Source organism: Hydrogenophaga sp., from assembly GCF_022844385.1.
Lineage (GTDB): Bacteria > Pseudomonadota > Gammaproteobacteria > Burkholderiales > Burkholderiaceae_C > Hydrogenophaga.
On the sequence record NZ_JALHLX010000084.1, the window covers coordinates 1 to 15,195 of the forward strand.

General features: G+C 62.9%; 14 protein-coding genes and 1 pseudogene. 10 read left to right on the forward strand and 5 right to left on the reverse strand.

From position 1 onward, the window contains the following. Positions 1 to 306, forward strand: a pseudogene (locus Q0C59_RS13510) (lipid A biosynthesis acyltransferase); the annotation flags it as partial. Positions 307 to 316: 10 nt separating this feature from the next. On the opposite strand, the gene Q0C59_RS13515 reads toward Q0C59_RS13510, so the two are convergent. Together Q0C59_RS13515 and yihA are read right to left on the reverse strand one after the other, a co-directional pair. Beyond that, the gene (locus tag Q0C59_RS13515; protein ID WP_291216350.1) at positions 317 to 1,237 is read right to left on the reverse strand and encodes an alpha/beta fold hydrolase; all 921 of its coding nucleotides are present in this window, start codon (positions 1,235 to 1,237) and stop codon (positions 317 to 319) included. 30 nt (positions 1,238 to 1,267) lie between these two features. Next, positions 1,268 to 2,056: a ribosome biogenesis GTP-binding protein YihA/YsxC gene (yihA, locus tag Q0C59_RS13520; RefSeq protein ID WP_291216351.1), complete on the reverse strand. Its 789-nt coding sequence runs from the start codon at positions 2,054 to 2,056 to the stop codon at positions 1,268 to 1,270. Positions 2,057 to 2,159: 103 nt separating this feature from the next. Here yihA and Q0C59_RS13525 point away from each other — a divergent pair, with 103 nt between their 5' ends. The 5 genes from Q0C59_RS13525 (at position 2,160) to Q0C59_RS13545 (ending at position 8,292) form a co-directional block, all read left to right on the forward strand. Continuing rightward, positions 2,160 to 2,774: a cytochrome c gene (locus Q0C59_RS13525; protein ID WP_291216352.1), complete on the forward strand. Its 615-nt coding sequence runs from the start codon at positions 2,160 to 2,162 to the stop codon at positions 2,772 to 2,774. A 187-nt stretch (positions 2,775 to 2,961) separates the two neighbouring features. Continuing rightward, entirely contained in the window at positions 2,962 to 5,112 is a 2,151-nt protein-coding gene (locus Q0C59_RS13530) for a cytochrome c biogenesis protein ResB (RefSeq protein WP_291216353.1), read from the forward strand. Beyond that, positions 5,109 to 6,476: a c-type cytochrome biogenesis protein CcsB gene (gene ccsB / locus Q0C59_RS13535; protein ID WP_291216354.1), complete on the forward strand. Its 1,368-nt coding sequence runs from the start codon at positions 5,109 to 5,111 to the stop codon at positions 6,474 to 6,476. The genes Q0C59_RS13530 and ccsB overlap by 4 nt, the downstream gene beginning before the upstream one ends. Before the next feature lie 137 nt (positions 6,477 to 6,613). After that, positions 6,614 to 7,627: a protein-methionine-sulfoxide reductase catalytic subunit MsrP gene (gene msrP / locus Q0C59_RS13540; RefSeq protein ID WP_291216355.1), complete on the forward strand. Its 1,014-nt coding sequence runs from the start codon at positions 6,614 to 6,616 to the stop codon at positions 7,625 to 7,627. Further along, positions 7,627 to 8,292 (forward strand): sulfite oxidase heme-binding subunit YedZ, encoded by a 666-nt coding sequence (locus Q0C59_RS13545; protein ID WP_291216356.1) that lies wholly within the window; start codon positions 7,627 to 7,629, stop codon positions 8,290 to 8,292. Before msrP ends, Q0C59_RS13545 begins: the two co-directional genes overlap by 1 nt. Positions 8,293 to 8,301: 9 nt before the next feature. Here Q0C59_RS13545 and lysA read toward each other — a convergent pair whose 3' ends face one another. Next, positions 8,302 to 9,597 carry a diaminopimelate decarboxylase gene (lysA, locus tag Q0C59_RS13550; RefSeq protein ID WP_291216357.1) on the reverse strand — a complete coding sequence of 432 codons (1,296 nt, stop codon included), beginning with the start codon at positions 9,595 to 9,597 and terminating at the stop codon, positions 8,302 to 8,304. A gap of 54 nt (positions 9,598 to 9,651) precedes the next feature. After that, positions 9,652 to 9,846, reverse strand: coding sequence for an LPS translocon maturation chaperone LptM (locus Q0C59_RS19655; RefSeq protein WP_366518870.1), 195 nt, complete (start codon positions 9,844 to 9,846; stop codon positions 9,652 to 9,654). Between the two features lie 12 nt (positions 9,847 to 9,858). Between Q0C59_RS19655 and cyaY the strand changes: the two genes are divergently transcribed. After that, complete coding sequence (gene cyaY, locus Q0C59_RS13555; RefSeq protein ID WP_291216358.1) at positions 9,859 to 10,188, forward strand: iron donor protein CyaY; 330 nt, start codon at positions 9,859 to 9,861, stop codon at positions 10,186 to 10,188. On the opposite strand, the gene Q0C59_RS13560 is transcribed toward cyaY, so the two are convergent. Beyond that, positions 10,178 to 12,520, reverse strand: a complete 2,343-nt coding sequence (locus tag Q0C59_RS13560; RefSeq protein ID WP_291216359.1) for a penicillin-binding protein 1A — start codon at positions 12,518 to 12,520, stop codon at positions 10,178 to 10,180. The genes cyaY and Q0C59_RS13560 overlap by 11 nt on opposite strands. 342 nt (positions 12,521 to 12,862) lie before the next feature. On the opposite strand from Q0C59_RS13560, the gene Q0C59_RS13565 reads away from it, so the two are divergent. From Q0C59_RS13565 to Q0C59_RS13575, 3 genes are all read left to right on the forward strand, one after another. After that, positions 12,863 to 13,942, forward strand: a complete 1,080-nt coding sequence (locus tag Q0C59_RS13565) for a pilus assembly protein PilM (RefSeq protein WP_159607886.1) — start codon at positions 12,863 to 12,865, stop codon at positions 13,940 to 13,942. Then, positions 13,939 to 14,559: a PilN domain-containing protein gene (locus tag Q0C59_RS13570; protein WP_291216360.1), complete on the forward strand. Its 621-nt coding sequence runs from the start codon at positions 13,939 to 13,941 to the stop codon at positions 14,557 to 14,559. Before Q0C59_RS13565 ends, Q0C59_RS13570 begins: the two co-directional genes overlap by 4 nt. Before the next feature lie 18 nt (positions 14,560 to 14,577). Continuing rightward, a partial coding sequence (locus Q0C59_RS13575; RefSeq protein WP_291216361.1) for a type 4a pilus biogenesis protein PilO occupies positions 14,578 to 15,195 on the forward strand: 618 nt, incomplete at its 3' end.

Sequence of the window (15,195 nt, forward strand, 5' to 3'; positions counted from 1 at the left end):
CGCGACTCGGTCTTTGTGCCGTTCTTCGGCGTGCAGACCGCCACCATCACGTCGCTCTCGCGGTTCGCCCGCATGGCCCGGGCGCGTGTGGTGCCGGTGGTCAGTCGCCTCACGAAAGAAGGCTATGAGGTCACGGTGCATTCGCCCTGGGCAAACTACCCCACGGGCGATGTGGAAGCCGACACGGCCACCATGAACCTCTTCCTCGAAGGCTTCATTCGAGCCACACCCGAGCAGTACTACTGGGTGCACAAGCGCTTCAAGACGCGGCCCGAGGGCGAAACGTCGTTCTACGCCGGTCTCTGACAAAGGCCGCTCAAGCTTTCAGGAAATCGCCGATCAGCGCTGCCACCTGCTGCGGCTGCTCGTGCACGATCCAGTGCGTGGCACCGGGCACGCGCTCAATGCGCAGATCGGGCACAAAGCCATCCAATCCTTCCAGCAATGCCTCAGGCAAGGCGGTATCACCCAGCCCCCAGACCACCAGTGTGGGCACGTTCACCGTCACGCGCTCGCGCGCCAGCTGTACCGCCACAGCACCCGGATCGTTGGCGGTGGGTGGGCGCAAAGGTGATGCCGCGTAGTAGTTGCAGGGGCCGTGCAGACCCAGGCTCCAGACCTCGCGGTATCGCTGGCGCGTGGCGTCGTCCAGCCAGGCCATCGGCCCGCTGTCGGCGGCCATGTTGGTGAAGAAGGGCCACAGGCGCGCGAAGTCGTTTTCAGCGAGCAGCGCAGGCGCATCCGGGCGCGCCAGAAAGTTCATGTAGGCGCTGGACGCCTGCTGAGACGGCGAGTTTGCGAGTTCGCGCTGGAAGGTGGCGGGGTGGGGCGCGTTGACGATGGCAAGCTGGCGCAGGATGGCTGGGTACTGAGCTGCCACACTCCAGGCCAGCGCACCGCCCCAGTCGTGTGCCACCAGGCCAGCCAGCTGGCCTGGCGTGAGACTGTCCTGTGTGATGGCGTCGATCAACGCCGTGAGGTCCTGCACCAGCGGTTTGGCCCGGTAGGCAGGTACCTCGGTGGGTGCGCTTGACTGTTCAAAGCCGCGCAGGTTGGGCGCCACGCAGCGGTAGCCGCCGTTCTCAGGCTGGGCAAAGTGGTGCAGCAATTCGTCCCAGACGAAAGCGGCCTCCGGAAACCCGTGCAGGAACAGCAGTACCGGACGACCCGGCTGGCCGCAGGCCCGGCAACTCAGCGTGATGCCGTGCGGCAGGGTTTGTTGGAAGGTTTCAATCATGGCGGGCTGTCTCGATGAACCCGCACCTGATCAATCGAGGGCGGGGGGCTCGTCTTCGGGCGCGGTGGCGGGCGCTGTCGTCACGGTGCTGCCATCGTGCGTCCAGTCCCACAGCATCTGTGCCACTTCGTCCAGCCCTTTTTTCTTCAGGGCAGAAAAGAGTCTCGCCTCGCCGCCGCCCGACTGCAGTCGCGCAATCGACAGGGCCTTCTGGGCCTCGGCGTGGTTGAGCTTGTCGGACTTGGTGAGCAGCACCAGAAACTTCAGGCCAGCTTCGACCCGGGGGCGAATCACTTCGAGCAGGATGTCGTCGAGTTCGGTCAAACCCAGGCGTGGGTCGATCAGCAGCACCACACCCTTGAGGTTCTCGCGCGTGAGCAGGTAGTTGCCCATCACGCGCTGCCAGCGCAGTTTGGCCTCGCGCGGCACGGCTGCGTAACCATAGCCGGGCAGGTCGGCCAGCACCGCGTCGGTCACGCCCTGTTTGCCGAGCGAGAACAGGTTGATGCTCTGCGTGCGCCCCGGTGTCTTGGAGGCAAAGGCCAGGCGTTTTTGCTGCGTCAGGGTGTTGATACAGGTCGACTTGCCCGCGTTGGAACGCCCGACAAACGCTACCTCTGGCACCGTGAGCGGCGGCAAATGTTCGAGCTGGGGTGCGGTGGTGAGAAAGCGCGCGGTGTGCAGCCAACCGTGCGCGATCTTGATGTCGGGGGTCTGCAGATCGGAGGGTTTTCCAGCGTTGGGTGTCCGGGCTTGGGGGCTCTTGGCGTCCGCGGACGGGGAAGCAGGGGTATTGGCTGGAGTGTGGTTCTGGGTCATTGAGGGGGTTTCCCGAGAGCGCATTGTAAAATCGATTGGCTGTAACCAGACATCCCGCGAAATTCTTCAACCCGAACACGTCGCACACGACGCCCGTCCCGTCATGAAATTGCCTGTTTCCCTTCTTTGCGCCGCCGCTGCTGCGGCTTTGTCGTTCAGTGTCCAGGCGCAGGCGGTCAAACCCGATCTGGCCAAGGGAGCTGCCCTGTTCGGCGGTGCCTGCGTGGCCTGCCACGCGGCTGACGGCAACTCCAGCACGCCCGCGAACCCCAAGCTGGCCCAGCAACACCCCGAATACCTGATCAAGCAACTGCAGGAATACAAATCCGGCAAGCGCAACAACGCGATCATGACGGGCTTTGCCTCGGGCCTCTCCGATGACGACATGCGCAACATTGCCTTCTGGCTGGCCAGTCAAAAGGCCACACCGGGTGCTGCCAGCGACAAGGATCTTGTGAACTTGGGCGAGCGCATTTACCGCGGGGGCATTCCCGACCGTCAGATTGCCGCTTGCGCAGGGTGCCACAGCCCGAACGGTGCGGGCATCCCTTCGCAGTACCCACGCCTTTCCGGGCAGCATGCCGAATACACCGAAACGCAGCTCAAGCATTTCCGCGACGGCACGCGCGCCAACAACGCCCAGATGACGGGTGTGGCGGCCAAGATGAACGACCGCGAGATCAAGGCGGTGTCCGACTACATCGCCGGTCTGCGCTGATGTCAGTCCGGGGCCATTGCCCCGGCTCGGCAGCTGGGATATAAGCGATCGTTAATATTTAGCGGCACAATACGTTAATGCCTCACGGCGGTGAACCGCCAGCAAAAAAAAACATCACAACAGGGCGCGTTCCGGGATCACCGGAACCGCCCTTTTTGTTGAACCGTTCTCACCCCCCCTCCGATTCATGACCGTTTCCACCCAAGGCCTCCACATCCGCACCGGCTCGCGCATCGTCAGCGAGACGGTGGAGCTGTTGTCGTCGATGCGGTTCTCCATCTCGCTGCTCACCGTCATCTGCATCGCGTCTGTGATCGGCACGGTGATCAAGCAGCATGAGCCGTTCAACAACTACGTCAACCAGTTTGGTCCGTTCTGGGCCGATGTGTTTGCCAGCGCCAACCTGTATTCGGTCTACAGCGCCTGGTGGTTCCTGTTGATCCTGGCGTTTCTGGTGGTCAGCACCAGCCTGTGCATCGCCCGCAACACGCCCAAAATCCTGGCCGACTTCAAGGTTTACAAGGAAAACATCCGGGAGCAAAGCCTCAAGGCCTTTCCCCACCGGGCTGAAAGTGCCCTGGGCGAATCAGCGCAGGCTGCGGCCAACCGCATCGGGCAGACGCTGTTGGGCTCTGGCTGGAAGGTCAAGCTGCAGTCGCGCGACACGCCGCATGGCCAGGGCTGGATGGTGGCGGCCAAGACCGGTGCGGCCAACAAGATCGGCTACATCGCGGCGCACAGCGCCATCGTGCTGGTGTGCATAGGCGGCCTGCTCGACGGCGACCTCATGGTACGTGCGCAAACCTGGTTCAACGGCAAGTCGGCATTCACCGGCGGTGGCCTGATCGCCGATGTGCCGACGCAGCACCGGCTTTCCTCGAGCAACCCGACCTTCCGCGCCAACCTGCTGGTGACCGAGGGCACGACCGCGAGCACGGCCATCCTGGCCCAGCCCACCGGCGTGTTGCTGCAAGACCTGCCGTTCTCGGTCGAGCTCAAGAAGTTCATCGTCGAGTACTACGACACCGGCATGCCCAAGCTGTTCGCCAGCGACATCGTGATCACCGACTTCGAGACCGGCGAAAAGAAAGAGGCGCGCGTGGAGGTGAACCACCCGGCGAGTCACCGCGGCATCAACATCTACCAATCGAGCTTTGACGACGGCGGCTCGCGCGTGAAGCTGCAGGCCGTTCCCTTGAATCGGCCCACGCGCCCGTTCGAAATCGAAGGCACCATTGGCAGTTCGAGCGAGCTGAGCAACGGAGACGACAAGCTGGTGCTGGAGTACACCGGCCTGCGCACGATCAACGTGGAGAACTTCGCCGGTGTGAATCCCACCGCTGGCGTGGATGTGCGCAAGGTCGACCTGCGCAGTTCGATCGAAAGCCGCCTGGGCAGTGGCCACAAGACCGTCACCGAAAAAACCTTGCGCAACGTGGGCCCGAGCATCACCTACAAGCTGCGCGATGCAGCGGGTCAGGCGGTGGAGTACCACAACTACATGCTGCCGATGGACATCGAGGGCGCGCGCGTTTACCTGCTGGGCTTGCGCGACACGCCTTCCGAGGCGTTCCGGTATCTGCGCATCCCGGTGGACGAGAAAGACAGCATGGACGGCTTTGTTCGACTGCGCGCGGCCCTCGACGATCCGCAGATGCGCGAACTCGCGGTGCGCCGCTACGCCGTCTCGGCGGTCGAAGACGGGCGCCCGGAGCTGGCTGAAGCCCTGATGGCGTCAGCCACGCGCGCGCTGGCCCTGTTTGCGGGGGCCGAGCCTTCGCTGCAGGTCACGCCCGTGGTGAATGGCTCGACCACCAACCCCTCCGTGCTGGGCGGCTTGCAGGCGGTGTCGACTTTTCTCGAGAACAATGTGCCGCAGGCCGAGCGTGAACGCGCCAGCGAAGTGCTGGTGCGCATCTTGAACGGCACGCTGTTCGAGCTCTTGCAAGTCAGCCGCGAACGCGCCGATCTGCCGCCGCTGGAGCGCAACGACGCCACGCAGCAGTTCATGACGCAAGCCGTGATCAGTCTGAGCGACACCTTTTTCTATCCTGCGCCCATGACGTTTCAACTCAAGGACTTCACCCACGTGCAGGCAAGCGTGTTCCAGGTCGCGCGTGCTCCGGGCCAGAACATCGTGTATCTGGGCTGTCTGCTGCTGATCGTCGGCATTTTTGCCATGCTCTATGTGCGCGAACGCCGCCTGTGGGTGTGGCTTGCGCCGTCGGCCGAACAATCCTCGATGGCCACCATGGCCCTGTCGTCGAACCGCAAGACGATGGAAGTCGACCGCGAATTTGATCTTTTGAAGACCCAATTGTTGAAGGTGCCAGCATGAATACCGCCACCGCAAACCAGACCATCGAACTGAAGAAAAACCGGGGCGGTCACGGCCTGGAGCCGAGCTACTTTGCGCGCCGCAATGGTTGGGACTGGCTGTTTGCCGTCCTGGTCCTGGCAGGCACTGCTGTGGCATTTGCGCTGTACGGCTCGGCCATGGACTTTTACGAAAAGGCCATCCTCGTGGGCACAGTGCCCTCCCTGATCTGGCTGGCCTGGTTCTGGCGGCCGTTGGGGGTGCTGTCGGTGGTTGTGGCGGCGTTTGCCTTGCTGGCCATCTGGCTGTACCAGACGCCCGCCGGCACGGCCGACCTCGCACGTGCCGATCAGGTGTTCATGCTGAAGTACTTCATCTCCAGCCAGTCGGCCATTTTGTGGATGAGCCTGCTGTTTTTCATGAGCACTGCGTTTTACTGGGTCGGCATGCTCACCCGCGCGGGCGATTCCTTCGAGCTGCTGGGTTCGCGGCTGGCCTGGGTGGCGGTGACGCTGGCGCTCATCGGCACCATGGTGCGCTGGTACGAGAGCCACCAGATCGGCCCCGACATCGGCCACATTCCCGTGAGCAACCTCTACGAAGTGTTTGTGCTGTTCTGCTGGATGACCGCAGCCTTCTATCTGTATTACGAAGACGTGTACAAGACGCGCCGCATGGGCGCGTTCGTGATGTTGGTGGTGAGCGCTGCGGTGGGCTTTTTGCTCTGGTACACCGTGGTCCGCGAAGCGCATGAAATTCAGCCCTTGGTGCCCGCACTGCAAAGCTGGTGGATGAAGGTGCATGTGCCGGCCAACTTCATTGGCTACGGCACCTTTGCCATCGCAGCCATGCTGGCGTTCGCCTACCTCATCAAGCAGAGCGCGCACGAGACCCGCTGGTACAAGCTCGCGCCGCTGTGGATTCTGGGCCTCGTGCTGTGCCTGGAGCCGATCGTGTTCCGCCAGTCGGCGGCCGAGAAAGGTGGCAGCTACTGGTTTGTTTACTTCGGCGTGTCGGCGCTCATCGTGGGCGCCATCATGTTCGGGCGCAAACGCATCGCCGAACGCCTGCCCAGCTTCGAGGTGCTGGACGACGTGATGTACAAGGCCATCGCGGTGGGTTTCGCGTTCTTCACCATCGCCACGGTTCTGGGGGCCTTGTGGGCAGCCGAGGCCTGGGGGGGCTACTGGAGCTGGGACCCGAAGGAAACCTGGGCGCTGATCGTCTGGCTGAACTACGCAGCCTGGCTGCACATGCGCCTCATGAAAGGCTTGCGCGGTACCGTGGCGGCCTGGTGGGCGCTGGTGGGTCTGGCCATCACCACCTTCGCTTTCCTGGGCGTGAACATGTTCCTGTCGGGTCTGCACAGCTACGGCGAACTCTGAGCCTGACCACGGGGTCAAGCGGGCAGGTCGGTGCGGCCTGCCATGGAACTTTGTAAGAATCGTGGCTGTCCGATGACTCACGGCAAGTCCTGCGCGGCATCCTCTGCGCGGGGCGTTGCACGGACCAGGACCGCCCCATGCTCATCCGCACCACCCAAGACGGTTTCAACCATCCTTTCCCCAGCGAAATCACGGCCAAGGCGGCTTACCAGAATCGCCGGCAGTGGCTGCAGCGCAGCGCGTTCACCGCAGCCGCTGTGGGCGGCGTGGCCTCATGGGCCACCCAAGACGCATGGGCCCAGTCCGCAGGCCCCACGCCCCGCCCGGGAAAGCTGCTGCCGCTGCCCGGCAAGGCCTCCAGCGTGCCTGGCGCCACCACCGTGGAGAAGCTGACCTCGTACGACGATGCCAGCACTTACAACAACTACTACGAGTTCAGCACCGACAAGGCCGACCCGGCGGTGTACGCCAAGTCGCTCAAGACGCGCCCATGGACCGTCGCCGTCGAGGGCCTGGTGAACAAGCCCGGCACCTTGGATCTGGACGCCTTGCTCAAACTCAGCCCGATGGAAGAGCGCATTTACCGCCTGCGCTGTGTCGAAGGCTGGTCGATGGTCGTGCCATGGGTGGGCTACTCGATGGCCGAGCTCATCAAACAGGTGCAGCCCCAGGGCAGCGCCAAGTTCGTGGAGTTCGTGACGTTGGCCGACAACAAACAGATGCCCGGCTTGAATTCGAACGTGCTGGAGTGGCCGTATGTAGAAGGGTTGCGTCTGGATGAGGCCATGCACCCGCTCACGCTGCTGACCTTCGGCATGTACGGCGAGGTGTTGCCCAACCAGAACGGTGCGCCAGTGCGCCTGGTGGTGCCGTGGAAGTACGGTTTCAAGAGTGGCAAATCGATCGTGAAAATACGCTTCACCGACAAGGAGCCGCGCACCGCGTGGAACCGTGCCGCACCGATGGAGTACGGGTTTTATTCGAACGTGAACCCGCAGGTGTCGCACCCGCGCTGGAGCCAGGCCACCGAGCGCCGGATCGGCGAAGAGGGCGGCCTGTTTGCCAAGCGCCGCCAGACGCAGATGTTCAACGGCTACGAGCCGCAAGTGGGTCAGCTCTACGCGGGCATGGATCTGCGCAAGTTCTTCTGATGCCTTCTGTCCAAGCGCCGGGGCTTGCCGCCGGTTCGCGTCCGGCGGGTTCGCGCATCAACCGCTGGCTCGGCCACAGCGCGACCAAGCCCGTCGGAGTCGCGCTGGCCTTGTTGCCGTTAGCCTGGCTGGTCTGGGCGGCCTTCACCGACCAGCTCGGCGCCAACCCGGCCGAGGCGCTGATCCGCTCGCTCGGCGACTGGACCATCCGTTTTCTCGTGCTGGTGCTGGCCATCACGCCGCTGCGCACGGTGACCGGCTGGGTGGCGCTGGCGCGGCTGCGCCGCATGGTGGGGCTGTTCGTGTTTTTCTACGCCTGCCTGCACCTGCTGGCATACGCGTGGTTCGACATGGAGTTCAGTGTGCCCGCCGTCGTGGACGACGTGATCAAGCGCCCGTTCATCCTCGTGGGCTTTCTGGGCTGGTTGCTCTTGCTGGTGCTGGCTGCAACTTCCTTCAACCGCGCCATTCGCGCCATGGGCGCCCAGCGTTGGCAACTGCTGCACCGCGCGGTGTACGCAATCGCCGGTCTGGCGGTGCTGCACTTTTTCTGGATGCGCAGCGGCAAGAACGATTTCACGGAGGTTGCGGTTTACGCGGGGCTGTTTTCAGCCTTGCTGGGTTGGCGTCTTTGGCGGTGGCTCTCAAAACCGCGCGCGGCCTGAGGCAACAAATCAGGCTGGCGGGAGCAAGGCTTCCAGACGCAATTGGTCTGCGGCCGATTCGCGCGCCCGGATCAGCGTGGCGGCTTTTCCATCCACCAGCACCTCGGCGGCACGACCCCGCGTGTTGTAGTTGCTCGCCATGCTCATGCAGTAAGCCCCGGCCGACAGCACCGCCAGCAGATCACCCGCCTGTGCGGCCAGCGCGCGGTCGCGGCCCAGCCAGTCGCCGCTTTCGCACACCGGGCCCACCACGTCCCAGGTGATGGGTACTTCTTCGCGAGGAGAGACTTCCACGATGCGATGAAAGGCCTGGTACATGGCGGGGCGCGGCAGGTCGTTCATGGCCGCGTCCACGATGAGAAAGTTCTTTTGTTCGCCCGGCTTCTGGTACAGCACCTCGGTGAGACACACACCCGCGTTGCCCACCAGTGAGCGCCCGGGCTCGATGTAAATCTTGCGATCGCCAAAACCGCGTTCGTCCAGGCGCTGCAGCAGTTGCTGCCACAGGGCATCGGCCTGCGGCGGCGTGTCGCCGTGGTAGTCGATGCCGAGTCCGCCGCCGAAGTCGATGTGCTCGATCGGCACGCCTGCCGCTTCGATGCTCTGCACCAGATCGATCACCCGGTCCATCGCGTCGAGGTAAGGCCCGGTCTGAGTGATCTGCGAGCCGATGTGGCAGTCGATGCCCACCACGCGCAAGCCTTCGCACGCGGCCGCGTGCTGGTAAGTGGCCACCACGTCTTCATGCGCGATGCCGAACTTGTTGCCTTTGAGGCCGGTGGAAATGTAGGGGTGCGTCTGGGCGTCCACGTTGGGGTTCACGCGCACGCTCACCGGCGCGCGTTGCCCCAGGCCGCGGGCCACTTCGTCGAGCACGTCGAGCTCGGCGCGGCTTTCCACGTTGAAGCAGCCAATGCCGACCTCCAGCGCGCGGCGCATTTCGGCGCGCGTCTTGCCCACGCCGGAGAAGATGATCTTGGCAGGTTCAACGCCAGCGGCCAGGGCGCGTTCGAGTTCGCCACCCGAGACGATGTCCAGTCCGCAACCCGCGCGCACCAGCGTCTGCAGGATGCCCAGCGTGGAGTTGGCCTTCATGGCGTAGCAGATCTGGTGCGAGCGCCCGGCCAGCCCGCGCTGGTACGCGGCCAACGCGTCCAGTACGGCGGCGCGGCTGTAGACGAACAGCGGAGTTCCGTGCTCCTTGGCCAACTGCTTGAGCGAAACGCCTTCCATCACGAGTTCGCCCGCCTCGTAGGAGATGAATGGTGGAAGAGTCGTGGGCGGCTGGCCGGGCAGGGTGGTCATGCTGGGGATGGGGCAAATGGAGGGATGCACAGGCCGGCAGCCGGGAGTGCGTCTTCAGCGCGGCACGAGGTTGGCGGGGGGCGTCGGAGCGTTTTGCGTTGAGTTCGCGCTGGCTGGCGTCGGCGTTGCGCCCGGCAGGTACAGCGGTCCTTTTTGACCACAAGCCGACAGGAAAAGCAGACTCAGCACCATGCCCACACCCCGTGTGCGTGAAGGGGGGCGGCCTAGAATGCGTGTCGTTCTCAACATGCGACCATTGTAATGACCGACACCGAGTACCAAGACCTGGCGGAATCGCTTCTGCGATCGATCGAGCTGGCCTGCGATCGCATCAACGACCAGACCGACGCCGACGTCGACAACCAGCGCGTGGGCGGCATGATCACGATGACGTTTGCCAACGGGAGCCAGATCATCGTCAACCTGCAAAAACCATTGCAGGAAGTCTGGTTGGCGGCGCGCGCCGGCGGTTTTCATTACCGCCACGACGGCGCCGCCTGGATGGACACCAAGGGCCAGGGCGAGTTTCTCGCCCATCTGTCCCGCTTCGCCTCCGAACAGTCCGGTCAGGCGCTGGACTTCAGTTCCTGAACAGATCGAGGATGCCGCGGCGGTCTTCCACGACTGGTGCGGCAGCCGGTGCAGTGCTTGCCGCTGGGTCGGATTCGGGCACAACCGCGCCTGGCCAGGGATCCTGCAACCCCAGCCCGTGCACGCCGTTGCCTGGCGTGAACTCTTCAAAATACCACTCACCACCCACATTGATCACGCCCGGCGGTGGGGTGTAGGGTGAGACCGGCACGTCCTTGAGTGCCTGCGACATGAACGATATCCAGATCGGCAGGCTCAGGCCGCCACCGGTTTCACGGCTGCCCAGGTTGCGTGGCGTGTCGTAGCCGACCCATGCTGCGGCCACCAGCGTGGGCTGGTAGCCCACAAACCAGGCGTCCACCGAATCGTTGGTGGTACCGGTTTTCCCAAACAGATCCGTTCGCTTCAGTGTGGCTTGCGCGCGCGCTGCGGTACCAGAGCGGGTGATTTCCTGCAGCAGGCTGTTCATGATGAAAGCATTGCGCGGTTCGATGGCACGTTGTGCGTCGGCCAACTGCGCCTCGGGCGCCTCAAAGAGCACCTTGCCCTTGTGATCGGCAACCCGCGTGATCAGTGTGGGGGCCACGCGGTAGCCGCCGTTGGCGAACACCCCGTAGCCCACCGCCATCTGCATCGGTGTCACCGAACCGGCGCCCAGCGCCATGGTGAGGTAGGGCGGGTGCTTGTCGATGTCGAAGCCAAAACGCCCCACCCACTGCTGGGCGCTCTGTGTGCCCACGAGTTGCAGAACACGGATCGAAACCATGTTCTTCGATTTGGCCAGAGCGCGGCGCACCGACATCGGTCCTTCGAACTGCCCGTCGTAGTTCTTGGGCTCCCAAGGCTTGCCGCCGGTGGCGTCGGCGCTGTAGAACAGCGGCGCATCGTTGACAACCGTCATGGGGGTGAGCCCCTTCTCCAGCGCTGCGGAGTAGATGAAGGGCTTGAAACTGGAGCCTGGCTGGCGCCACGCTTGCGTCACATGGTTGAACTTGCTTTTCTGGAAGTCGAATCCGCCCACCAAGGCGAGCACCTTGCCTGTGCTCGGGTCCATGGCCACAAAAGCCGCCTCCACTTCAGGCAGCTGCGTGATGCGCCAGGTCTTGTTGGCGGTCTGCACCACCCGGATCACCGCACCGGGCCTGATCTTGATGTTGGGTCCCGCCTTGTCCGACAGCCCGGACTGCACGGGTTTGAGACCCTCGCCCGTGATTTCAAACGGGTCGCCGTCCTGGCGCACAGCCAGCACGCGCCGCGGACTGGCTTCCAGCACAACAGCCGAGAGCAGGTCGTCGTTGTCGGGCCGCTCCGCCAGTGCATCGTCAACCGCTTCGTCCAGCGCCGCTTTGTCGCTCGGAAGGTCAATGAACAGCTCGGGGCCGCGGTAAAACTGGCGGCGTTCGTACTCGAGAACGCCCTGGCGCACCGCGCGGTAGGCCGCTTCCTGCTCGGCCGCCTTGAGGGATGTGGTGACCACCAGTCCACGCGTGTAGGCCTCTTCACCGTACTGCGCAACGATCGATTGGCGAACCATCTCTGCCACGAACTCGGCATGAACCTGCGCCACGTTGCCCACGGGGCGCAGCTTGAGCTCTTCGGACTTGGCCTCTTCGGCCTGTGCGGCCGTGATGAACCCGTTCTCCACCATGCGGTCGATGATGTGCAGCTGGCGAGCGCGGGCCCGGCGCGGGTTGCGGACAGGGTTGTAGGCCGAAGGCGCCTGCGGCAAACCTGCCAACATGGCCGCTTCGGCAATGGTGACGTCCTTCAGGGCCTTCCCGAAGTAGATCTGGGCGGCCGATGAGAAGCCATAGGCACGCTGACCCAGGAAAATCTGGTTCATGTAGATCTCGAGGATCTGCTCTTTGGTGAGCAAGTGCTCCAGCTTGAAGGTCAGCAGCACCTCGTAGATCTTGCGCGTGTAGCTCTTCTCTGCCGACAGGTACACGTTGCGCGCGACCTGCATGGTGATGGTCGACGCGCCTTGGCTCTTGGCTTGGCGCAGGTTGGCCAGCGCGGCCCGGATCATGCCGCGGTAGTCCACGCCGTTGTGCTCGAAGAAGCGCGCGTCTTCAATGGCCAGAACCGCGTTCTTCATCACCTCGGGAATTTCGTTGATCGTGAGCAGGTTGCGACGCTCTTCGCCGAATTCGCCGATCAACTGTCCTTCCGTCGTCAGCACGCGCAACGGCAGTTTGGGACGGTAGTCCGCGAGCCCGGCCACATCGGGCAGGTTTGGATAGGCAACTGCCAGCGCAATGCCCACGGCCATCAGCACGCTTACAACACCTGCCGCCGCCAGTCCGGCCACAGCCACCACCAAGCGTCCCATCCAGATCAGTGCTGTGTGGCCCGCAGATACTGGCTTGGAAGTCGTCGAAGGGGTGGGGGTATCTTGGTTGGACATGCGGTCGATCAGAGCCTCAAACCCCGATTATAAAAATGGCGCTCCGTGGCTTCAGCCAGCGTGGTCGGCATATTGTGAGTTGTTGAGCAGCTTGCTGCGCAGCGGTTCATGACGAGCGGGCAAGCGCGGTCATCCACGTGTGGTTTTGGCAACGTTTCGAGTTGTCTCAAAGGCAAAATTTCTTTGCTGGACAAAGAGCTTGCTGCTAGCATTCAAGTGAATTCTTAAGTCTGGCGCCCACGGGTGTCATCATATCGGGGGGTCATCTTGATCTCATTGGGGTCGTTATTCAGCCGGGAACCGGCGCCCATGTTGGGCATTGACGTGAGTTCGTCCAGCGTCAAGCTGGTTGAGCTTTCCCGCAACCGATCCGGTGATCTGGTGCTGGAGCGCTGCGCCATGGAGCCGCTGGAGCGCGGCTGGATCACCGACGGCAACATCGAGAAATTCGATGAGGTGGCCGAGGCCGTGCGCCGCGTGGTGCGCAAGAGCGGCAGCAAGACCAAGAATGTGGCGCTGGCGCTGCCGGCGTCGGCCGTGATCACCAAAAAAATCATCCTGCCCGGAGGGCTGTCCGACAAGGAGTTGGAGGCCCAGGTGGAGTCAGAGGCCAACCAATACATCCCTTTCTCGCTGGACGAAGTGAGTCTGGACTTCTGCGTGATCGGGCCCAGCGCCAACTCGGTGGGCGACGTGGAAGTCTTGATTGCTGCCTCGCGCAAGGAAAAAGTATCGGACCGTCAGGGTCTGGCGGAGGCCGCCGGGCTCAAGCCGGTGGTGATGGACGTTGAGTCCTACGCCTCTCGCATGGCCGCCGGCCGCGTGATCGAGACGCTCCCCAACCAGGGCATCGACTCTCTGGTGGCGCTGTTTGAGGTGGGCGCTTTGACCACCAGCATGCAGGTCATGCGCAACGACGATGTGCTGTACGAGCGCGATCAGGCGTTTGGAGGCGCTCAACTGACCCAGCTGATCGTTCGTCAGTACGGCTTCTCGGCCGATGAGGCCGAGGCCAAGAAGCGGTCAGGGGATCTTCCCGATGACTACCGCGCTGCGGTGCTGGACCCGTTCATCGAAAGCATGGCGCAAGAGGTCGGTCGTGCGCTGCAGTTCTTCTTCACCAGCACGCCGTACAACAAGGTTGACCACATCTTGCTGGCGGGTGGCAGCGCTGCTTTGCCCGGTTTGACCGAGGCTGTCACGCACCAGACGTCGTTTGCCTGCATGGTCATCAACCCGTTTGACGCGATGGAAATGGCCTCTTCCATCCAGGCCCGCAAGATTTCGCGCGAAGCACCTTCCTACCTGACCTCCACCGGGTTGGCCTTGCGGAGGTTCTACCAATGATCTTGATCAACCTTTTGCCTCACCGTGAGGCGGCCCGCAAACGGCAAAAAGACCAGTTTTTCACCCAGCTCGGCCTGTCCGCTCTGCTCGGCGGCATCGTTTGCGGCGCCGTATTCACCTGGTATCAAGGCCAGATTTCCTCGCAGCAGGATCGCAACGCCTTCCTTCAGGCCGAGATCACCCGCCTGGACGCTGAAATCAAGGACATCGCCGGATTGCAAAGGGAGATTGCCTCGTTGCGGGCGCGGCAAACCGCGGTGGAAGACCTTCAAGGTGATCGCAACATTCCCGTGCACCTGCTCGACGAGTTGGTCGCTCAGCTGCCCGATGGCATCTACCTCAAGTCGATGAAGCAAGAGGGTCAGAGCGTGCTGTTGAACGGTGTGGCGCAATCCCAGGAGCGTGTTTCCGACTTGTTGCGCAATCTGGCCAACAGCAGTCCATGGCTGACACGGCCTGAGTTGATCGAGATTGTTTCGTCCAGTGTCGCTGTGACGGCCCGAGACCAGCGTCGCGTGTTCAATTTTTCCATGCGTGTCTCATTGAAGCGCCCCTCCGCCGAAGGTGCATCTCCCGCCGGCACAGCCGGCGCTGCCGCCGCGCCGGGCAAGGTCTGATCAAGAGGGCACACATCCATGGCCAAATCGCCCAATATCAACGTGGACTTCAAGGGAGTCCAGGAAAAACTCAAGAGCCAGTTCACCGGACTGGATCCGAACGACCCATCGCAATGGCCGGGTTTGCCTCGCAACCTGTTGTTTTTGGCGGTTTGCGTGGCGGTCATTGCCGGTCTTTGGTTCGCCTGGTTGAAGGACTCCGACGAGCAGTTGATCGCAGAAAAGGCTCGTGAGCAGCAGCTGCGCGAGGACTACAAGAAGAAGGCCATTCAAGCTGTGAACCTGGACGCGTTGCGCAAGCAGCTGGAACAGGTGCAGCAGTACGTCACCCAGTTGGAGAAGCAGTTGCCTAGCAAGGCTGAAATGGACGCATTGCTCTCAGACATCAATCAGGCCGGTCTGGGGCGCAGCCTTCAGTTCGAGTTGTTCCGACCGGGGCAGGTCAGCGTGAAGGAGTACTACGCAGAGTTGCCGATCTCGGTGCGGGTGACGGGCTCTTACCATGACATTGGCTTGTTCGCGGCCGACATCGCCAACCTCTCCCGGATCGTGACGCTCAACAACCTGACGTTGACGCCCGTGGCCAACCGCGAAGGCATCCTCACCATGGACTGCATTGCCAAAACGTTCCGCTAC

Bases quoted from the DNA above. Each gene is read 5' to 3' on its own strand.
- Q0C59_RS13560 (WP_291216359.1), bottom strand. From the start codon at position 12,520: ATGGGACGCTTGGTGGTGGCTGTGGCCGGACTGGCGGCGGCAGGTGTT.
- Q0C59_RS13525 (WP_291216352.1), top strand. From the start codon at position 2,160: ATGAAATTGCCTGTTTCCCTTCTTTGCGCCGCCGCTGCTGCGGCTTTG.
- yihA (WP_291216351.1), bottom strand. From the start codon at position 2,056: ATGACCCAGAACCACACTCCAGCCAATACCCCTGCTTCCCCGTCCGCG.
- cyaY (WP_291216358.1), top strand. From the start codon at position 9,859: ATGACCGACACCGAGTACCAAGACCTGGCGGAATCGCTTCTGCGATCG.
- lysA (WP_291216357.1), bottom strand. From the start codon at position 9,597: ATGACCACCCTGCCCGGCCAGCCGCCCACGACTCTTCCACCATTCATC.
- Q0C59_RS13515 (WP_291216350.1), bottom strand. From the start codon at position 1,237: ATGATTGAAACCTTCCAACAAACCCTGCCGCACGGCATCACGCTGAGT.
- msrP (WP_291216355.1), top strand. From the start codon at position 6,614: ATGCTCATCCGCACCACCCAAGACGGTTTCAACCATCCTTTCCCCAGC.
- Q0C59_RS13530 (WP_291216353.1), top strand. From the start codon at position 2,962: ATGACCGTTTCCACCCAAGGCCTCCACATCCGCACCGGCTCGCGCATC.
- ccsB (WP_291216354.1), top strand. From the start codon at position 5,109: ATGAATACCGCCACCGCAAACCAGACCATCGAACTGAAGAAAAACCGG.
- Q0C59_RS19655 (WP_366518870.1), bottom strand. From the start codon at position 9,846: ATGTTGAGAACGACACGCATTCTAGGCCGCCCCCCTTCACGCACACGG.
- Q0C59_RS13545 (WP_291216356.1), top strand. From the start codon at position 7,627: ATGCCTTCTGTCCAAGCGCCGGGGCTTGCCGCCGGTTCGCGTCCGGCG.
- Q0C59_RS13570 (WP_291216360.1), top strand. From the start codon at position 13,939: ATGATCTTGATCAACCTTTTGCCTCACCGTGAGGCGGCCCGCAAACGG.